This is a genomic window from Streptomyces sp. GQFP (assembly GCF_021545335.1).
Lineage (GTDB): Bacteria > Actinomycetota > Actinomycetes > Streptomycetales > Streptomycetaceae > Streptomyces.
In genome coordinates this window covers 7,439,551-7,455,955 of sequence record NZ_CP089312.1, presented here as the reverse complement: position 1 = coordinate 7,455,955, position 16,405 = coordinate 7,439,551, and the positions used below count along the sequence as shown (strand labels likewise).

The window sequence follows — 16,405 nt, the reverse complement described above, 5'->3', positions numbered from 1 at the left end:
TCATGCCGACTCACCCCTCCGCACCCGAACTCGCCCCGGCGGAAGCTTGGTTCAAGTCGTCCTACAGCGACGGCACGGGCCAGAACTGCCTCGAAGCGGCCCGCCTCGTAACGGCCGCCCCCGGCATAGCCCTTCGCGACTCCAAGAACCCCACCGGTCCCGTCCTCCACCTCACCCCCACCACCTGGACCACCTTCCTCACGCACCTCCGCGGCATCTGAGGGTCGGCAGGGCGGCTGTGTTCTTCCAGCCGCCCTCCGGGGCAAGCCCACAGCAGGGCCTCAGCGCCAACTCAAGATCACGTTTTCATATCGACGCACCCGACGGCTCGCACTGGAGTCCGACACCAGCGACCGCCGATCTTTTGCCGGAATCCACCCCACATGTACATGCGGACAGCGTGACCATCACGCAAACTCCACCACCGCCCCGATGTTTATGTGGCCCATACCTGCGCAGGTCAAGCGATCGATGGGCAAGGTGGCGTAAAGATTTTTGAGGACTCCGGCCGGAGCGACCGCACCGTTGATGATCTTCACAGCTTCTCCCGTCTACGATCACGCAGCCCATGGCGCATCAGGTGTCATGGCGTGATCACAGGAGTCGTTCTTGAGAATCAAACGGGGAAGGGCGAGAGCCGTAGGCATATCGTCAAGACGCACCGCGCTCGCCGTCGCCGCCGTGCTGGCGGCCGAGACGGCGTTGGTGTCGCTGGGGTCCGGGCAGGCATTCGCCGCCGCGGACTCCGCCGCCACGCAGGTGACGTCCGCGGGCAAGTCCGCCAAGTCGGCCGATTCGACGGCCGATTCGACGGCCGCCGCGTTGCTGATGGCCCGGTTGCAGGGCCGCAAGATCGAGGTGCTGTCGGAGCGTTCGGCCAGCTCGACGACGTACGCGCTGCCCAACGGGCAGATGCAGACGTCCACGTATGCCGCGCCGATCCGGCAGAAGACCGACGGCGTCTGGCGCGACATCGACACCGCTCTCGCGGACGAGGGCAGTGCGCTGAAGCCGGAGGTGGCCGCCGCCGACATCGCGGTCTCCGACGGCGGAGACACCGCGCTGGCGTCGGTGACGAAGGGTGCGCGGTCGTTCGGGATGGGCTGGGAGTCCAAGCTGCCCACCCCGTCCGTGAAGGACGACACCGCCTCCTACGACCTCGGCGACGGGCAGACCCTGACGGTCACGGCGCTGTCGCAGGGCTTCAGCCAGAACGTGGTTCTGGACAAGGCGCCCGAGGGGCCGCTGGAGTACCGGATCCCGATGCGGCTCAAGGGACTTGTCCTGTCGGTGGCCGAATCCGGGCACCTGCTGCTGAAGGACGCGGCCGGGAAGCTGGTCGCCGAGGCGCCCGCGCCGATGATGTGGGACTCCTCCAAGGACCGTAGGTCCGGCGAGTCGAAGTACCAGGCCCGCGTCGCCACGAAGGTCGAGACCGCCGAGGACGGGTCCCAGACCCTCGTCCTCACCCCGGACGCCGACTACTTCACCCAGAACAAGCTGACGTACCCCGTCACCGTCGACCCGACCTCCACCCTCGCGGTGACCACGGACACCTGGGTGCAGACCCCGGACTACACCGACTCGCAGGTCTCCTCGACCGAGCTGAAGTCGGGCACGTACGACAGCGGATCCGACATCGCGCGCTCGTACCTGAAGTTCGACGTGTCGAAGTTCGTCGGGAAGCACGTCACCGACACCAACCTCGCCCTGTACTCGTACTACTCCTCGACCTGCTCGACCTCGGGCGCGGGCACGCAGGTTCGCCGGATCACCTCCTCCTGGTCGTCCTCGGACGTCACCTGGTCCGCGCAGCCCTCCACCACCACGACCGGCGCGATCACCAACACGGCCGCCAAGGGCTACTCCAGCTCCGACTGCCCGGCCGGCACGGTCAACTTCGACATCGACGCCATCGTGCAGGCCTGGGCCGCCGGTTCCACCAACTACGGCCTCCAGGTGCGCGGCGCGAGCGAGAGCGACTCGCTGACCTGGCGCCGATTCCGCTCGGCGAACTACGTCTCCGGGGACGGCTCGACCGAGCCGCACCTGACTGTGACGTACAACTCCTACCCGGCCACCCCGAGTTCGCTCGCGATCGCGCCCTCGCAGGTCAACGCGTACAACGGGAGGCGGTACGTCACCACCTACACGCCGACCCTGTCGGCGAAGGTGACGGACGCGGACGGCTCGTCGGTCAAGGCGCAGTTCGAGATCACCAACGACCCCGCGTACACCAGCGAGGCCACCTACTCGAACACCGTGACCAGCGCCGGCGTCACCTCCGGCGGCACGGCCACCTACGCCGTGCCCAGCAGCGGCGCACTGCCCTCGCAGCACATGCGGATGCGGGTGCGGGGCTACGACAGCACGGACTACGGCGCCTGGTCGTCGTACATCTACTTCGTCCCGAACGTCGCCAAGCCGGTCGCACCCACCGTCACCTGCGACACGTACACGGAGAACGGCTGGACGACCAAGGCGAGTTCGGCCATGTCCTGCACCGTCGACACGACCTCGACCGACGGCGCCGGATACTACTGGGGCCTGGACGACTCCTCGCTGCCCAACAAGAAGCTGGACACCACCAACGGCACCGGCGGCGACGCGCAGACCATCAGCATCGACCCGGCCAACGGCTGGCACACGCTGTACGCGCGGACCATCGACGCGGGCGGCAACCTGTCGACGGCAACTACCGCCTACAGCTTCGGAGTCGGCGCCGACGGTGCGGCCATCCTCTCCCCGCAGGACGGGGACACGACCGCCCGCCGGGTCACCTTGGCCGCCAAGGGACTCAGCACCTACACCGGTGTGACCTGGCAGTACCGGCGTGGCGAGACCGACTCCTGGCACACCGTGCCCGTCGGCGACGTCACCGCCTCCGGCTCCGCCGTCTCCACCTGGCCCGTCGCCGTCACCTCCGGCACCGCGACCCAGCTCGTGTGGAACACCGTCTCGACACTGTCCGAGGACGGCGTCATCCAGCTGCGTGCCGCCTTCACCAACGGCACCACCACCGGCTACTCGCAGACCGCCGAGGTCACCCTCGACCGGGACGCGGGCGCGGCCCTCACCACTCAGATCGGCCCGGGCCAGGTCAACGAACTGACCGGTGACTTCACCCTGTCGGCCACGGACGCCGCCGCCTTCGCCGCGAGCGTGGACCGTACGTACTCCTCGCGTACCAACAGCACCGACTCCGAGGGCCAGGCGCAGATCTTCGGCCCCGGCTGGACGTCGTCCGTCACCGCCGAGTCGAGCGAGTACACGCAGGTCCGCGAGACCTCCGACTCCTCTGTCGAGGTACTGGCCGGTGACGGCAGCACGATCGCGTTCACCGAGACGAGCAGCGGCGGCTGGCAGCCGGAGATCGGTGCCGAGTCCCTCACGCTGACGTACTCGACCACCACGAAGACGTTCACGCTGACCGACACGGACGCCAACACCGTCGTGTTCGCGAAGGCGGACGACGCGTCGACGACGTGGACGGTGTACTCGTCCGCCTCGGCGGTCGACGACTCCACGGTCACGGTCTTCTCAACGACGGTGGACGTCGGCGGCAAGAAGCTGGCCCGTCCGAAGTACCTGGTCTCGCCGACGGGCGCGGCGACGGCGACGGCCTGCCAGACGACGCCGGCCACGAAGGGCTGCCGGGTACTGGAGTACGTCTACGCGGACGCCACCACGGCCACCTCCAGCGCGCTGGGCAACTACCTGAACCAGGTCTCGTCCATCAAGCTGTGGGCCACCTCCCCCGGCGCCTCCGCCTCGACGGCCGAGACGCTCGCCTCCTACGCGTACAATGCCTCCGGCCAGCTCCGCCAGGTGTGGGACCCGCGGATCAGCCCCGCGCTGAAGACGGAGTACACCTACGACACCGACGGCCGCGTCGCCACGTACACCCAGCCGGGCCAATTGCCCTGGACGTTTACCTACGGCACGGCCGGCTCGGCCCTGACCTCGGGCGCGGGCATGCTCCTCAAGGCCTCGCGTGCCGCGCTCGCCGCGGGCTCCGCGAGCACCACGTCCGGCGCGGCGGCCACCACCGTCGTCTACGACGTCCCGGTCTCGGGCGCCACCGCCCCGTACCAGATGGACGCCACGACGGTCGCCACCTGGGGACAGGACGAGGCGCCCACCGACGCCACCGCGTTCTTCCCCGCCGACAGTGTTCCGGCCTCCAGCACCGGCAGTGCCCTGACAGCCGACGCCTATGACCGGGCCACGATCAGCTACATCAACGCGAACGGAGCCGAGACCAACACCGCGAGTCCGGGTGGTGCGATCACCACCACCGAGTACGACCTGCTCGGCAACGCGGCGGCCGACCTGACCGCCGCCAACCGGGAACTCGCCCTGGGCACCTCGGCCGACGCGGCGACAGAACTGGCCGCCCTGGGCCTGACCGATCTGTCCACCGCCGACCGCGCCCAGCAGCTGGCAACCGTGATGGAGTACTCCGCCGACGGCACCCGTCTGACGGACGAGTACGGTCCGCTGCACCAGATCACCCTGGCCGAGGAACTGACCGGCACCACCACCGACTCCACCCTGGCCGCCGGCACGGTGGTCCCGGCCCGCGCCCACACCTCGTACGCCTACGACGAAGGCGCCCCCGCCGACGCGGCGGTCTCCGACCAGATCACCTCCACCACCACGGGTGCGGTGATTGCCGGCTACGCCACCGACGCGGAGACCAAGACCACGACCACCACGTACGACTGGTCCACGGGCTCCGAACTGACCACCACGGGCGGCGGCGAGTCCGCCGGCCAGGTGACCGGCTACGACTCCGCGGGCCGCGTGGCCACCACCCGCACCCCCGGATCGTCCGGCTCGGACGCGGGCACGCTCAACTACACCTACTACAGCGCGAGCGCGTCGGGCACCTGCGCCTCGACCGAGTGGGACGGCCTGCTCTGCAGGACCGCGCCCGCGGCAGCGATCACCGGCGGCGGGACCAACCCCGCCGAGGCCGTCACCACCGTCTACACCTACGGCCGGTGGGGCCAGGTCGTCACCAAGGCGGAGACCGCCAACAGCGTGACCCGCACGACCACCACCACGGCCGACGCGGCAGGCCGTCCGACCGGTACGACCGTCACCGGCGGCACAGGAACGGGCACCCCGGCCACCACGATCACCTACGACGGGACCAACGGCCAGGTCGCCACCACCACCGCCAACGGCAAGACGTCCACCACGGCGTACGACGCCCTGGGCCGGACACTCTCCTACAGCGACGGAGCAGGCAGCACCACCTCCTTCACCTACGACATCCTCGACCGCCCGTTGACGTCGTCCGACTCGGTGCCGTCCACCACCACCTACACCTACGACGACACCACCGGCCAGGTGCTGTCCGTCACCGACTCCGTCGCCGGGACGTCCACGGCCACCGCCTACGACGCCGACGGCGCTCTCACCGGTGAGTCTCTCCCCGGTGGTTACACCCTGGCCACGGCCTACGACACGGCGGGCAACCAGACCTCGGTGACTTACGCGGACTCCACAGGCACCACCGTGCTCTCCGACTCCGCGACCTACACCATCCACGGCAAGCAGGCCGGTCACACCCAGACCGAGGGCGGAACCCTGTCCACCGCCTACGGCTACGACGCCTCCGGGCGCCTGGCCCTGGCCACCGACGACGACGGCACGACGACCTCGCGCGCCTACGCCTTCGACACCGACGACAACCGCACCTCGCTGACCACCACGGTCACGGCCGCGGACGGCACCGCCACCACATCCACCAAGGCGTACGCGTACGACACCGCGGGCCGTCTCATCGCCGAGGGCTACACCTACGACGCCTTCGGCCGCACCACCCAAGTGGCGGGCAAGACCCTGGCCTACTACACCAACGACCTGGTGGCCAGTGAGACCGTGGGCACCACCCGTACCACCTGGGGCCTGGACGGCGCCGGCCGCCTGGCCTCCTCGGCCACCGCGACCACCAGCGACAGCGGCACCACCTGGTCGACCACGAGCACCACGGTGAACCACTACAGCTGTGGCTGCGACACCCCGTCGTGGACGGTCACCACCGCGGGCTCGGCCTCCACGGTCAGCCGCAATGTCTCCGACCTCTCGGGCGGTCTGGCCATCACCACCGGTGCCACCGGCGACGCGGTCCTCCAACTGGCCAACCTGCACGGTGACATCTCCGTCCAACTGGACCTGGAGACCGCCACCGCCACGGTCCAGCGCTACGACGAGTACGGCAACCCGCTGGACGCGACCGCCGCCGCGGCGAAGTATGGGTCCCTGGGCGCCTACCAGCGAGCCACCGACGGTCTGGCCGGGTACACCCTCATGGGTGTCCGCCTCTACGATCCGACCACCGGCCGCTTCCTCCAGACCGACCCGGTCTACGGCGGAAACACCAGCGTCTACATCTACCCCGCCGACCCGATCGGTCAGGTGGACACCAGCGGTGAGCTGAACTACCGCATCCAGACAAAGAAGACGAAGAACTACACGCTGGGCATCAGCCGGAACTGCACCGGAAAGTCCAAGTGCAGCCTGACCTGGTACGTGAAGCTGAAGAGCATCTGGAAGAAGTACGGCTCCCTGAAGTTCGTGTACACCATCGTCCTTCCGCTGTACTACGCCAAGAGGAATCAGAGCTACGGCCACCTGGAGCCGGGCACCTACGTCTTCCATGGCACCTGGGGTGTTCCGAACGGGAGAGGAAGATCGGAGTCGGAGCGGGGGAAGTACAGTGCCTATGGGATGACCCTCTGGTTCGACTGGACGGACAACGTTGAATTCAACGGGAAGTTCACCGTCCAAGGTGTCTGCGCCAAGAACCCGACCTTGAAGGTCTACGGCCTCTTCACCTGAGATCCTTCGGGTTGATCACCGCCGGGGGAGAAGTGGACAGCCACTTCTCCCCCGGCTTTCATTGCACATCGGAAGGCAGCGAGGATGTCCAACTTCTCGGACTGGCAGGACAGGATGCTGCGAGCGGTCTGGCGGCACGGGGAGCAGCTCCCGGAAGAGGTACTGACGTGGATAGCCGAGCTGTACGGAGAACTTGGAGAGATCGCGGAAGCAGAGTTCTGTGAGCTCTGGACCACGCGAACCTTCTCCATGGCGAGGTCGGCCTTCGAGACGGTCGAAAAGTCGGTGTTCGACGAGACGGGGAAAAGGATTTCCGGGGAGGAATTCGCCTACGTCAATTATTCTCGCGACCCGAAATACGGGCCGGTCGGCGTGGTCAGCTTCAATTCCGGTGAAGTCTCGACACCGGATTGGGCGGAGGTTCTGGGTGTCGTGGCGGAAGGGGTGCAGGAATTCGTCATGGATTATTACGCCACGGTCTGGCCCACCTGCAGCAGCCACACCTTCGGCCTGCACGTGGATTATCTCCGTGAGACGGCGGTCTGGAGATGCAATGGAGGGCCCGCAGGTGGTCACGTGGTGAGATCCATTGATCCTGCCGTTCAGCTCTAGCCCTTCTTCAACACCAACTCCACATTCCGATCCCCCGCCTCCCCCGACAGATCCATCCGCGCCCCCGGCGCATTGAACGACAGCTCCCGGTACAGCGCCGCCAGGCCCGTCTGGGACAGGTCCGCGTAGTCCGTCGCGTGGGGGGCCGCCGATTCCACCAAGGTCGTGAACAGCGAGATCGTGCCGTCCTTGTTGTCCGTCAGCTCGATCACGCGGGCCAGTTGGGGGAAGTCGATGTGCGACGCCGTCGAGATCTCCCAGAACGAACGGCCGTCGGGGGCCGAGTGCGGGGTGATGACGTTGCGGTGGATGTGGCCGTTCACCCAGGCCAGGACGTTGCTGTGGCTGCCCAGCAACGCCACTACGTCCGCTCCGTCGTGGCGGCGTTCGTTCGGGTGGGCCGGGTCCCTGTGCGTGTTGGTCATCGACTCGCTGGTGTGGTGGCTGAAGACGATCGCGTACGAGTCGGCGTTCTCGCGCAACGTGCGGTCCAGCCAGCGCAGTTGGGCCGAGCCGATCGAGCCCTGGTAGTGGCCGCCCGGGTCCGTCGTGTCGATGCTGATGCCGATCACGTCGTCCGAGATGCGGAAGGTGTAGTACTGGGTTCCCGCGTCCAGGTTGGCTGTTGAGTAGCCGTGGCCCACTGGACCCACCCCCGCGTACGCCGGGTCCAGGTGTGCCTTCAGGTACTCCGCCCTCGTGAACGGGGCCCTCTTCTCGTCCGGAGTGACCGAGCGCAGGTCGCGTGTGTGGGCCTGGATCAGTTCCCGGAAGTGGATGCCCTTCGGGTCGTCCGAGCTCCTGATCTCGGCCTGGAGGGCCTTGCTGCGGGCCGCCGACATCTCCATCAGCTTCTTGCCGCCGACCGCGTAGTCGGTCAGGAACGGGTCGCTGTGGGAGGCGTAGCAGCCCATGGGAAGGGAGTCGTGGTTGCCGACCGTCGAGTACCAGGGCAGGTTCAGGCCGGGGCTGCGGACCTCGCGGATCGCCGCTTCGAGGAAGCCCTCGATGTGCGGGAAGCCGTGTTGTTTGTCGGTGTCGCGGGTGGTCGTGTCGGGCTGCCAGTACAGCGGGAGGCCGCTGTTCTGGACGCCCTCGTACTGGCGCGGGTCGCCCGTGTTCGGCGTCATCCGGCCGCCGCTCATCACCTTCATGAACCATTCCAGCTCGGACCGCGCGTTGTTGTCCGTGTTGTCGCCGGTCGTCATCACGAAGTGCAGCGGGGAGCCGGTCACCGGGGCTCCGCGCAGCGCGTTGATCCGCTCCACGAGCGAGATCGCGCCCTGGACCGACAGCGCCTCGTGCGGGCGCCAGGCGTGGATGTCGGCCGAGCGCATGAACTCCTGGCGCAACGGGTGCTGTACGTCGGTCAGATGCAGGTCCGTGAACTGGACGAAGGCCGCCATCGTGGTCCGGCGGGCGGCCCGGGTGGCGTTCGGCGACGCCAGCTCCGTACGGACCACCCGGCCCCACGCCGGGCCGTCGCCCAGTCGGCGGTAGGCGCCCGCGCCGAGGGGCGCGGAGACGGTGTTGAGCGTGGTGCCCCGGGTGAAGGGGGCGAGCGCGGCCGGTGCCGCCTGGCGGGACACGGCCACCGGCCCCTCGGCGGACTCGGCCGCGGTGGCCGCCGTCGCGGCCTGGCTGTCACTGGGCCGCAGCGCGTAGCCGACGCCCGCCGAGACGGACACCGCCCCGGCCGCGGCGAGTACCGTACGTCGATGGACGCCCAGCGTGGAGCTGGCGACAGAGCGTGTGCGCGACATGGCGCGATCTCCCCGAGTGCGAACGCGTCGGAAGTGGTCACGGGTGATCGCAGTCGCGAACGTCCCGCTCACTCTGGATGCTTGGCATCGGGAATGACCTGCGTGTGAACAAGGCTGCAACGCGCGACGCCGATCACCGTACGTGGATCTTGGGCCCCCTCGCCCGTTCACGACCGCACGGCGAACGGCCCGGAGTCGGTCACTCCGTGTTCATCTGACGGGGTACTGAACCTGTTCCCGAGGGCTAGCCGCCGGCCTTCGCCGCCCGCCCCGTGACCGGCCGCTCCAGCCACAGTTCCAGCCCGATGTCCACCATCCGGACCTTCGTCAGCCCGTCCACGGCGTCCATCTCGTGCCAGGCGGCCAGGTCGGTGGAGCCGTTCGTCTCCGGGCGCAGTTCGCCGCCGGTGACCTGGCCTTCGTAGACCAGGCGCAGTCCCTGGTGGTCCTCCGGGCGGCTCCAGCGGTGGGTGGAGGTGTGGCGGAAGGAGTCGATGCCCAGCAGGCCCGTCACGTCGATGCGGTAGCCGGTCTCCTCCATCAGCTCACGGCGGACCGTGTCGTACGGGTCCTCTCCGTGCTCCATGCCGCCGCCCGGCAGCACCCACTCGTGGCCGCCCTGGCCGTCGGGGCTGCGGGCGAGCAGGATCTGTCCGTCCCGGACGACAACGGCGTACGCGGCGACCCTCAACGTCTTGCGCATAGGGGGACGTTAGCGTGCAGGGCGGGAGGGTTCAGGTGGATTTTTCGACGTCGGGTACGAAGCATCGCGATTCGGACCGCATCCAGCCAAAGCGGATCGCGGGTTTTCCCCACTCGTTCATATAGTTTCGGTCAACCATCCCCAAACATCCGTCCCTTACGTAAAGCTATGTGATCGTCCGGCCTCTCAATTCCGGACCCTCTTGGCCAAGGTCGATCAACTCGGCCGCCCAACGCACGCCCCTACACCTACGCACGCTCCTTTACCTACAAGGGATGCCGATGACCCTCACCCCTCAGCGCGAACCGATCTCGGGCGCGAGACGAGTGGCGCGCATAACCGTGGCCGCCGGACTGGTGGCCGCTCTCTCCGCGGCCGGGCCCATACCCATGGCCTTCTCCGCGACCGATGCCCTTCCGGCCGACGGTTCCGTCAAGTCGGCGCACGACAAGCTCGGTTCCTCCGACGCCGATCTGCTCGCCGAGGCCAAGGCCGACGGCGCCAAGAGCGTCACGATGATGATCGCCACCGCGCCGGGGCAGACCGAGCAGGTCGCCGAGCAGCTGGACGCGGTCAAGGGCGGCTCCGTCGGCCGTACCTACGACAAGCTCGGGTACGTCCGCGCCACCGTCCCCATGGGGAAGGCCGACTCGGCCATCTCCGCCGCCGCGAAGCTGTCCTCCGTGCACGGCATCGACCTGCGCCAGGACATCCCGCTGGACGACCCGTCGCCGAGTGCCGACACCGCCTCCGCCCCCCAGGCGAGTGCCACCACCACTTACGCGGCGCCCGACAAGAACACCCCCGCGGTGAACCCGTACAACCCGTCCTTCGAGACGGGCGCCGTCGAATTCGTGCAGAAGAACCCGAAGGCGGACGGCCGCGGCATCACCATCGGCATCCTCGACTCCGGTATCGACCTGGCGCACCCCGCGCTGCAGAAGACCACCACCGGCGAGCGCAAGATCGTCGACTGGGTGACGTCGACCGACCCCATCCTGGACGGCGACGCCAGCTGGCGGGCCATGGTGACCCCGGTCGCCGGACCCACCTTCACCTTCGGTGGCAAGACGTGGACCGCGCCCGCGGGCAACTACCAGGTGAACCTGTTCCGCGAGTCCGCGACCGCGGGCGGCGACGCCGCCGGTGACGTGAACCGCGACGGCGACACCACCGACACGTGGGGCGTGCTCTACGACGCCGCGGCCGGCACGGTCACCGTCGATGTCAACGGCAACAACGACTTCACCGACGACACGCCGATGAAGCCGTACAAGGACGGCTACCAGATCGGCTACTTCGGTACCGACAACCCGGCCACCGATGTCGTCGAGCGCCAGCCCTTCGTCGTGGAGATCCGCAAGGACGTCCCGATGGACCCGTACGGCGGTGACTGGGTCGGCAAGACGGCCGACTTCGCCAACATCGGTCTCATCAGCAGCGAGCACGGCACCCACGTCGCCGGCATCACCGCCGCGAACAGCCTGTTCGGCGGCAAGATGAACGGCGCCGCCCCCGGCGCGAAGCTCGTCTCCTCGCGCGCCTGCGTCTTCGGCCCGAGCTGCACCAACGTGGCGCTCACCGAGGGCATGATCGACCTCGTCGTCAACCGTGGCGTCGACATCGTCAACATGTCGATCGGCGGCCTCCCGGCGCTGAACGACGGCAACAACGCGCGCGCCGAGCTGTACACGCGGCTCATCGACACGTACGGCGTGCAGCTGGTGATCTCGGCCGGCAACTCCGGTCCGGGCGCCAACACCATCGGCGACCCCGGTCTGGCCGACAAGGTCATCTCGGTCGGCGCGGCCATCTCCAAGGAGACCTGGGCGGCCAACTACGGCTCGGCCGTGGCGAAGAAGTACGCCATGATGCCGTTCTCCTCGCGCGGTCCGCGTGAGGACGGCGGCTTCACGCCGACGATCACCGCGCCCGGCGCCGCGATCAACACCACGCAGACCTGGCTGCCGGGCGCCCCGGTCGCCCAGGCCGGCTACACGCTCCCGGCCGGCTACTCGATGCTCCAGGGCACCTCGATGTCGTCGCCGCAGGCCGCCGGTGCCTCCGCGCTGCTGCTGTCGGCCGCCAAGGAGAAGGGCTTCGCCCTCTCCCCGGCCAACCTCCGCACGGCCCTGACCTCGACCGCCGACCACATCAGTGGTGTGCAGGCGTACGAGGAGGGCGCGGGCCGCATCAACATCGTGGACGCGTGGAAGGCCATCAAGGCCGGCGCCACCGCCCACGACTACACCGTGAAGGCCCCGGTCGACACCGCGATCGACTTCGCGCTGAAGACCCCGGGCTTCGGCACCGGTCTGTACGACCGCGAGGGCGGCCTCAAGGCCGGCGTCAAGAAGTCGTACGAGATCACCGTGACGCGTACGTCCGGTCCCGCGAAGGCGGTCCGGCACGAGCTGAGCTTCGCGAACAACGCCGGTGACACCTTCAAGATCGTCGGCAAGCCCGAGGTCAAGCTGGAGCTGAACAAGCCGGTCACCGTCAAGGTCGCCGCGAAGTCGGCCACGGCCGGCATCAAGAGCGCGATCCTCGAGGTCGACGACCCGACGACCGTGGGCGTCGACAAGCAGATCATGACCACGGTCGTGGTCTCGAAGCCGCTCAAGTACACGTTCTCCGCGTCGGGTTCGGTGCAGCGCAACAGCACCCAGTCCTACTTCGTGACCGTGCCCGAGGGCGCCAAGACCCTCGAGGTCGCGATCAGCGGCCTGGCCGCCACCAGCCAGACCCGCTTCATCTCGATCCACCCGTACGGTGTCGCGGTCGAGGACACGGGCACGCCGTACTGCTACAGCAACTACCCGAACACCAACGGCTGCGCGCCCGACGTACGTTCGTACCCGGACCCGCAGCCCGGTGTCTGGGAGATCGAGGTCGAGTCGCGCCGTACGTCGCCGCTGCTCGACAACCCGTACAAGCTGGACGCCACCGTCCTGGGCGCCACCTTCGACCCGGACGTCGTGACCGTCCCCGAGGCCAAGGTCGGCACGCCGATCGCCGCCTCCTGGAAGGTGACGAACGACCTCGCCGCGGTCGACGGCAAGCTGGCCGGCGGTCCGCTCGGCTCGGCCCTGAACGCCCGTCCGAGCATCGAGGACCAGGCCGTCCAGACCACCACGGTCGAGGTGCCCGAGGGCGCCGCCTCCCTGGACGTCTCCATCGGCAACGTCTCGGACACGGCCGCCGACCTCGACCTGTACGTGTACGACGCGGACGGCAACGAGGTCGCCCTCTCCGCCGACGGCGACTCGGAGGAGGCGGTCTCCATCGCCTCGCCCGCCGCCGGTACGTACACCGTCCAGGTCGTGGGCTACGCGATCCCGGCCGGCACGACCGCGTACGACTACCAGGACGTCTTCTACTCGTCCGCCCTGGGCTCCATCCAGGTCGCCGACACCCCGGTGAAGCTCGCGACGGGCGCCTCGACGACCGTCTCCGGCAACATCGTCGCCTCGGCGCTCGCCCCGGAGGGCCGTGAGTTCTTCGGCCAGGTGTCCCTGGTGAACGCGCACGGCACGGTCGCCGGCATCGGCAACGTGAAGATCGAGAAGGTCACGCCGTAGTTCCTGAGTTCCTACGGTGAGGTGATGGGGGGCGGGCGTCCGGTACCTGGTACCGGGCGCCCGCCCCTTTCGGTTCCCCAGCCGTCCCCTCGCGGTTCAGTCGCACTGGAGGGTGCGCGATTTCGGCAGCGCGGCCGTGATCGCGGCCCGTTCGGCGGCGATCTGCCTCTCGTCGGTGTCCCAGAGGGCGGGGGCCTCCGCGCCCTTCCGGATGGCGATCAGCATGGGGCCGCCCACGACCGGCCGGGGGCGTGCGTCCCGGTCCATCAGGTACGTCACCTCGGCGGGACCCTTGTCCGGCTTGTAGTAGCGGGTCACGCGTAGGGTGATCCGGTCCCGGCCGGTGCCGACCTCGGGGGTGACGGCGGTGACCGTGCCCTCGACGACCAGGCGGGAACAGGCCAGGTATCCCGGCGAGCTCATCGCGTGCAGGCTCTCCGGCTCCGGCATGTCCCCGCCGGCGGCGCTGCTCGCGCTCCTTTCGCTGTCGGCGACCGACGACGAGCCCGAGCCCGAGTCGTCGGCCCCGCCTCCGGCCTGCGACAGGAGCCACCCCGCGCCCGTGACCAGAGACCCCGCGGCGGTCACCGCGGCGACGCCGAGGGCAAGGGAGCGCAGCGGACGCCAGTAAGGCCGCTGCCGTACGGGAACCCGGGCGGGGACCGGCTTCCGCACGCCCTCCGCCTCCGTCTCCGCCTCTGCCTCCGTGCGCTCCCGCGTCGTCGCCAGCGCGCCCCCGATGAGCCCCAACTGCTCGCGCAGCAGCGCCACATCGGCCGCCGCCGACCAGTGCTCGGCCATGAAGTCGGCGTCCGTGAGGGCCTCTTCGGGCAGCGGATCGTCGGTCAGCGCGGCCATCAGGGCGTCCACGCCGTCGTATTCGGCGGCCACGTCACACCACCTCGTCCTCGTGCAGGCGGGTGCGCAAAGCCCGTACCGCCGCGTGCAGCCTGCTCTTGACCGTGCCCTCCGGGATGCCCAGCTCCTCGGCGATCCCGCGTACCGGCAGATCGGCGTAGAAGCGCAGCACCAGTACCTGGCGCTGGGGATCGGGCAGTTCGTCAAGGCCTCGGGCGACGGCGAGGGAGAGCAGGCTCGTCTCCTCGCCGGAGGGGTGGGCCACCGGCTGGCGCAGCGACGCGAGCCGCTCCCCCAGCCGTTCCTGGCGGCGCTTGGCCCGGTGCCAGTCCATGGCGAGGTTGGAGGCCACGACCGCCACCCACGCCGAGACGTCACGCGGCGCCTCACGCCCGCTCGCGGTCCGCTCCAGCAGCCGCAGACGTACCTGCTGTACCCCGTCCAGCAGGTCCGCCTGCGGCACGCCGCCGAGCGCGAGCACCGCACGGACCCGGCGCTCCTGCACCGGATCCAGCGGGTCGCCGTGTTCGTCCTCCTGGACGCGCCGGGCCTTTCTGCGCAGCACAGCACCCTCCCCCTCGCCGCGTTTCTCCTACGACGCCGAGGGCGCCGGAAACGTTCGGTGCGGCGTGGAGAAATTTTTCAGAGGGCGGTACGGGGGACACCGAAGCGCGGCCACGGGCGCGGGTACGCGACGGACCGGTCCCGGTCAGGCCGGCACGCGGGCGGCGATGTCGGGCTCGAAGAGGGCCGCCGGTGTGTCCATCAGCTGGACGACCCGGAGAAACGCGCCGGCCAGCACCGGATCCGCGACCGCGGCGGTGCGCAGGCGGTCCAGGTAGGCGCCCGGTTCCGGGTCGAGTGCGGATCGGTCGCCGACCGTGTCCGGGAAGCGCAGGTCATTGGCCGCGACCGTGGTCCACGGTACGTCGATGACAGCCGCCGACTCGGTGAAGAACCGGTCGGCCATGTCCTCGGAGCCGTCCTTCAGCAGGCGGCCGAGGATGGTCGCCTCCAGCGCGGCCACGGTCATGCCCTGGCCGTAGACCGGGTTGAACGAGCACATCGCGTCGCCGGTGACCAGGAAGCCGGCCGGGAAACGGCTCATCCGGTCGTAGCGCCACCGGGTGCTCGCCGGGTAGCGCATCTTCACCGGGTCGCCGAGCGGGGCGGAGGTGCGCAGGAGCGTGGCGACGTCCTGGCAGTCCAGTTCCGCCGCCCACGCGACCATGCCGTCGTGGTCCATCGGCGGGACCTCACCGAACAGGCCACTGATGTTGAGGGCCCAGGCGTCGTCCTCCTGCGCGAGGGCGAAACCACCGCGCGTACGTCCGGGGTAGGCGGCGACGGCGGTGCCGTACCGGCCGTCGAGCTGGTCCGGCGTACGTCGGTAACGGCGCGTCACATAGGTCACCTGGGTCTCGATCCGCTGCTCCTCGACCTCCGGGTAGCCGAGCCGGCCGAGCCAGTGGCGGGTGCGCGAGCCGCGCCCGGAAGCGTCCACCACCACGTCCGCGTCGCCGATGGTGATCTCCTCACCGGCGGCGACCGCCCGCACGCCGACGACCCTTCCGCCGTCCGGCGTCGTCACCAGTTCGGTGACGGCGGCCTCCGGACGTATCTCCACGTTCGGCAGCGCGGCGACCCGGCGCCGGATCGCCAGTTCGAGTAACGGTCGTCCGGCTCCCAGCCCGATCAGGCCGGAGGGCCCGGTGGCCAGCGGCCGCCCGTCCACCCACCAGTGCATCTCGTCCTGCACGTCGAAGGCCGGCGCGCCGAGGCCGATCAGCTCGGCCGACAGCCCCTCGAACATCTCGTCCATCTCCCGCATACCGCGCGTCAGCAGCCCGTGTACGTGGCCGCCCTGCGGCACCCCGCGGCGCGGCTCCGACCGCTCCGGCAACGTGTCGCGATCGAGCAGGACGACCTCTTCGAAGGTCTCGTGCAGGGCCCGCGCGGTGAGAAGTCCCGCGAGCGAGGCCCCGATCACCACGGCGCGTCCATGAATCGATGTCCCCATGTGAATTGCCCTTCTT

At 69.2% G+C, this 16,405-nt stretch carries 10 protein-coding genes; 4 read left to right on the top strand and 6 right to left on the bottom strand.

Annotated elements, in window-relative coordinates:
• Positions 1-2: 2 nt before the first annotated feature.
• Positions 3-221 carry a DUF397 domain-containing protein gene (locus LUX31_RS33760; RefSeq protein ID WP_235479104.1) on the top strand — a complete coding sequence of 73 codons (219 nt, stop codon included), beginning with the start codon at positions 3-5 and terminating at the stop codon, positions 219-221.
• A 186-nt stretch (positions 222-407) separates the two neighbouring features.
• Here the strand turns inward: LUX31_RS33760 and LUX31_RS37590 are convergent, their stop codons facing one another.
• Positions 408-539: a hypothetical protein gene (locus LUX31_RS37590; protein WP_268828238.1), complete on the bottom strand. Its 132-nt coding sequence runs from the start codon at positions 537-539 to the stop codon at positions 408-410.
• Between the two features lie 70 nt (positions 540-609).
• Here LUX31_RS37590 and LUX31_RS33755 point away from each other — a divergent pair, with 70 nt between their 5' ends.
• Both LUX31_RS33755 and LUX31_RS33750 read left to right on the top strand, forming a co-directional pair.
• A complete protein-coding gene (locus LUX31_RS33755) occupies positions 610-6,852 on the top strand; it encodes a DNRLRE domain-containing protein (RefSeq protein ID WP_235479103.1) in 6,243 nt (2,080 codons plus the stop codon).
• An 84-nt stretch (positions 6,853-6,936) separates the two neighbouring features.
• Positions 6,937-7,464, top strand: a complete 528-nt coding sequence (locus tag LUX31_RS33750; protein ID WP_235479102.1) for a hypothetical protein — start codon at positions 6,937-6,939, stop codon at positions 7,462-7,464.
• Here LUX31_RS33750 and LUX31_RS33745 read toward each other — a convergent pair.
• On the bottom strand, positions 7,461-9,227 hold the full coding sequence (locus LUX31_RS33745; protein WP_235479101.1) for a TIGR03767 family metallophosphoesterase: 1,767 nt from the start codon (positions 9,225-9,227) through the stop codon (positions 7,461-7,463). The two genes, LUX31_RS33750 and LUX31_RS33745, sit on opposite strands and share 4 nt — an antisense overlap.
• A 244-nt stretch (positions 9,228-9,471) precedes the next feature.
• On the bottom strand, positions 9,472-9,930 hold the full coding sequence (locus tag LUX31_RS33740; RefSeq protein WP_235479100.1) for an NUDIX hydrolase: 459 nt from the start codon (positions 9,928-9,930) through the stop codon (positions 9,472-9,474).
• 281 nt (positions 9,931-10,211) lie between these two features.
• On the opposite strand from LUX31_RS33740, the gene LUX31_RS33735 reads away from it, so the two are divergent.
• Positions 10,212-13,511, top strand: a complete 3,300-nt coding sequence (locus LUX31_RS33735; protein ID WP_235479099.1) for a S8 family serine peptidase — start codon at positions 10,212-10,214, stop codon at positions 13,509-13,511.
• Between the two features lie 96 nt (positions 13,512-13,607).
• Here the strand turns inward: LUX31_RS33735 and LUX31_RS33730 are convergent, their stop codons facing one another.
• The 3 genes from LUX31_RS33730 to LUX31_RS33720 all read right to left on the bottom strand — a co-directional run bounded on the left by LUX31_RS33730 (position 13,608) and on the right by LUX31_RS33720 (position 16,389).
• Positions 13,608-14,402 (bottom strand): hypothetical protein, encoded by a 795-nt coding sequence (locus LUX31_RS33730; protein WP_235479098.1) that lies wholly within the window; start codon positions 14,400-14,402, stop codon positions 13,608-13,610.
• A 1-nt stretch (position 14,403) separates the two neighbouring features.
• On the bottom strand, positions 14,404-14,934 hold the full coding sequence (locus tag LUX31_RS33725) for an RNA polymerase sigma factor (protein ID WP_235479097.1): 531 nt from the start codon (positions 14,932-14,934) through the stop codon (positions 14,404-14,406).
• Positions 14,935-15,078: 144 nt separating this feature from the next.
• Positions 15,079-16,389, bottom strand: coding sequence for an FAD-dependent oxidoreductase (locus LUX31_RS33720; RefSeq protein WP_235479096.1), 1,311 nt, complete (start codon positions 16,387-16,389; stop codon positions 15,079-15,081).
• Positions 16,390-16,405: the final 16 nt, after the last annotated feature.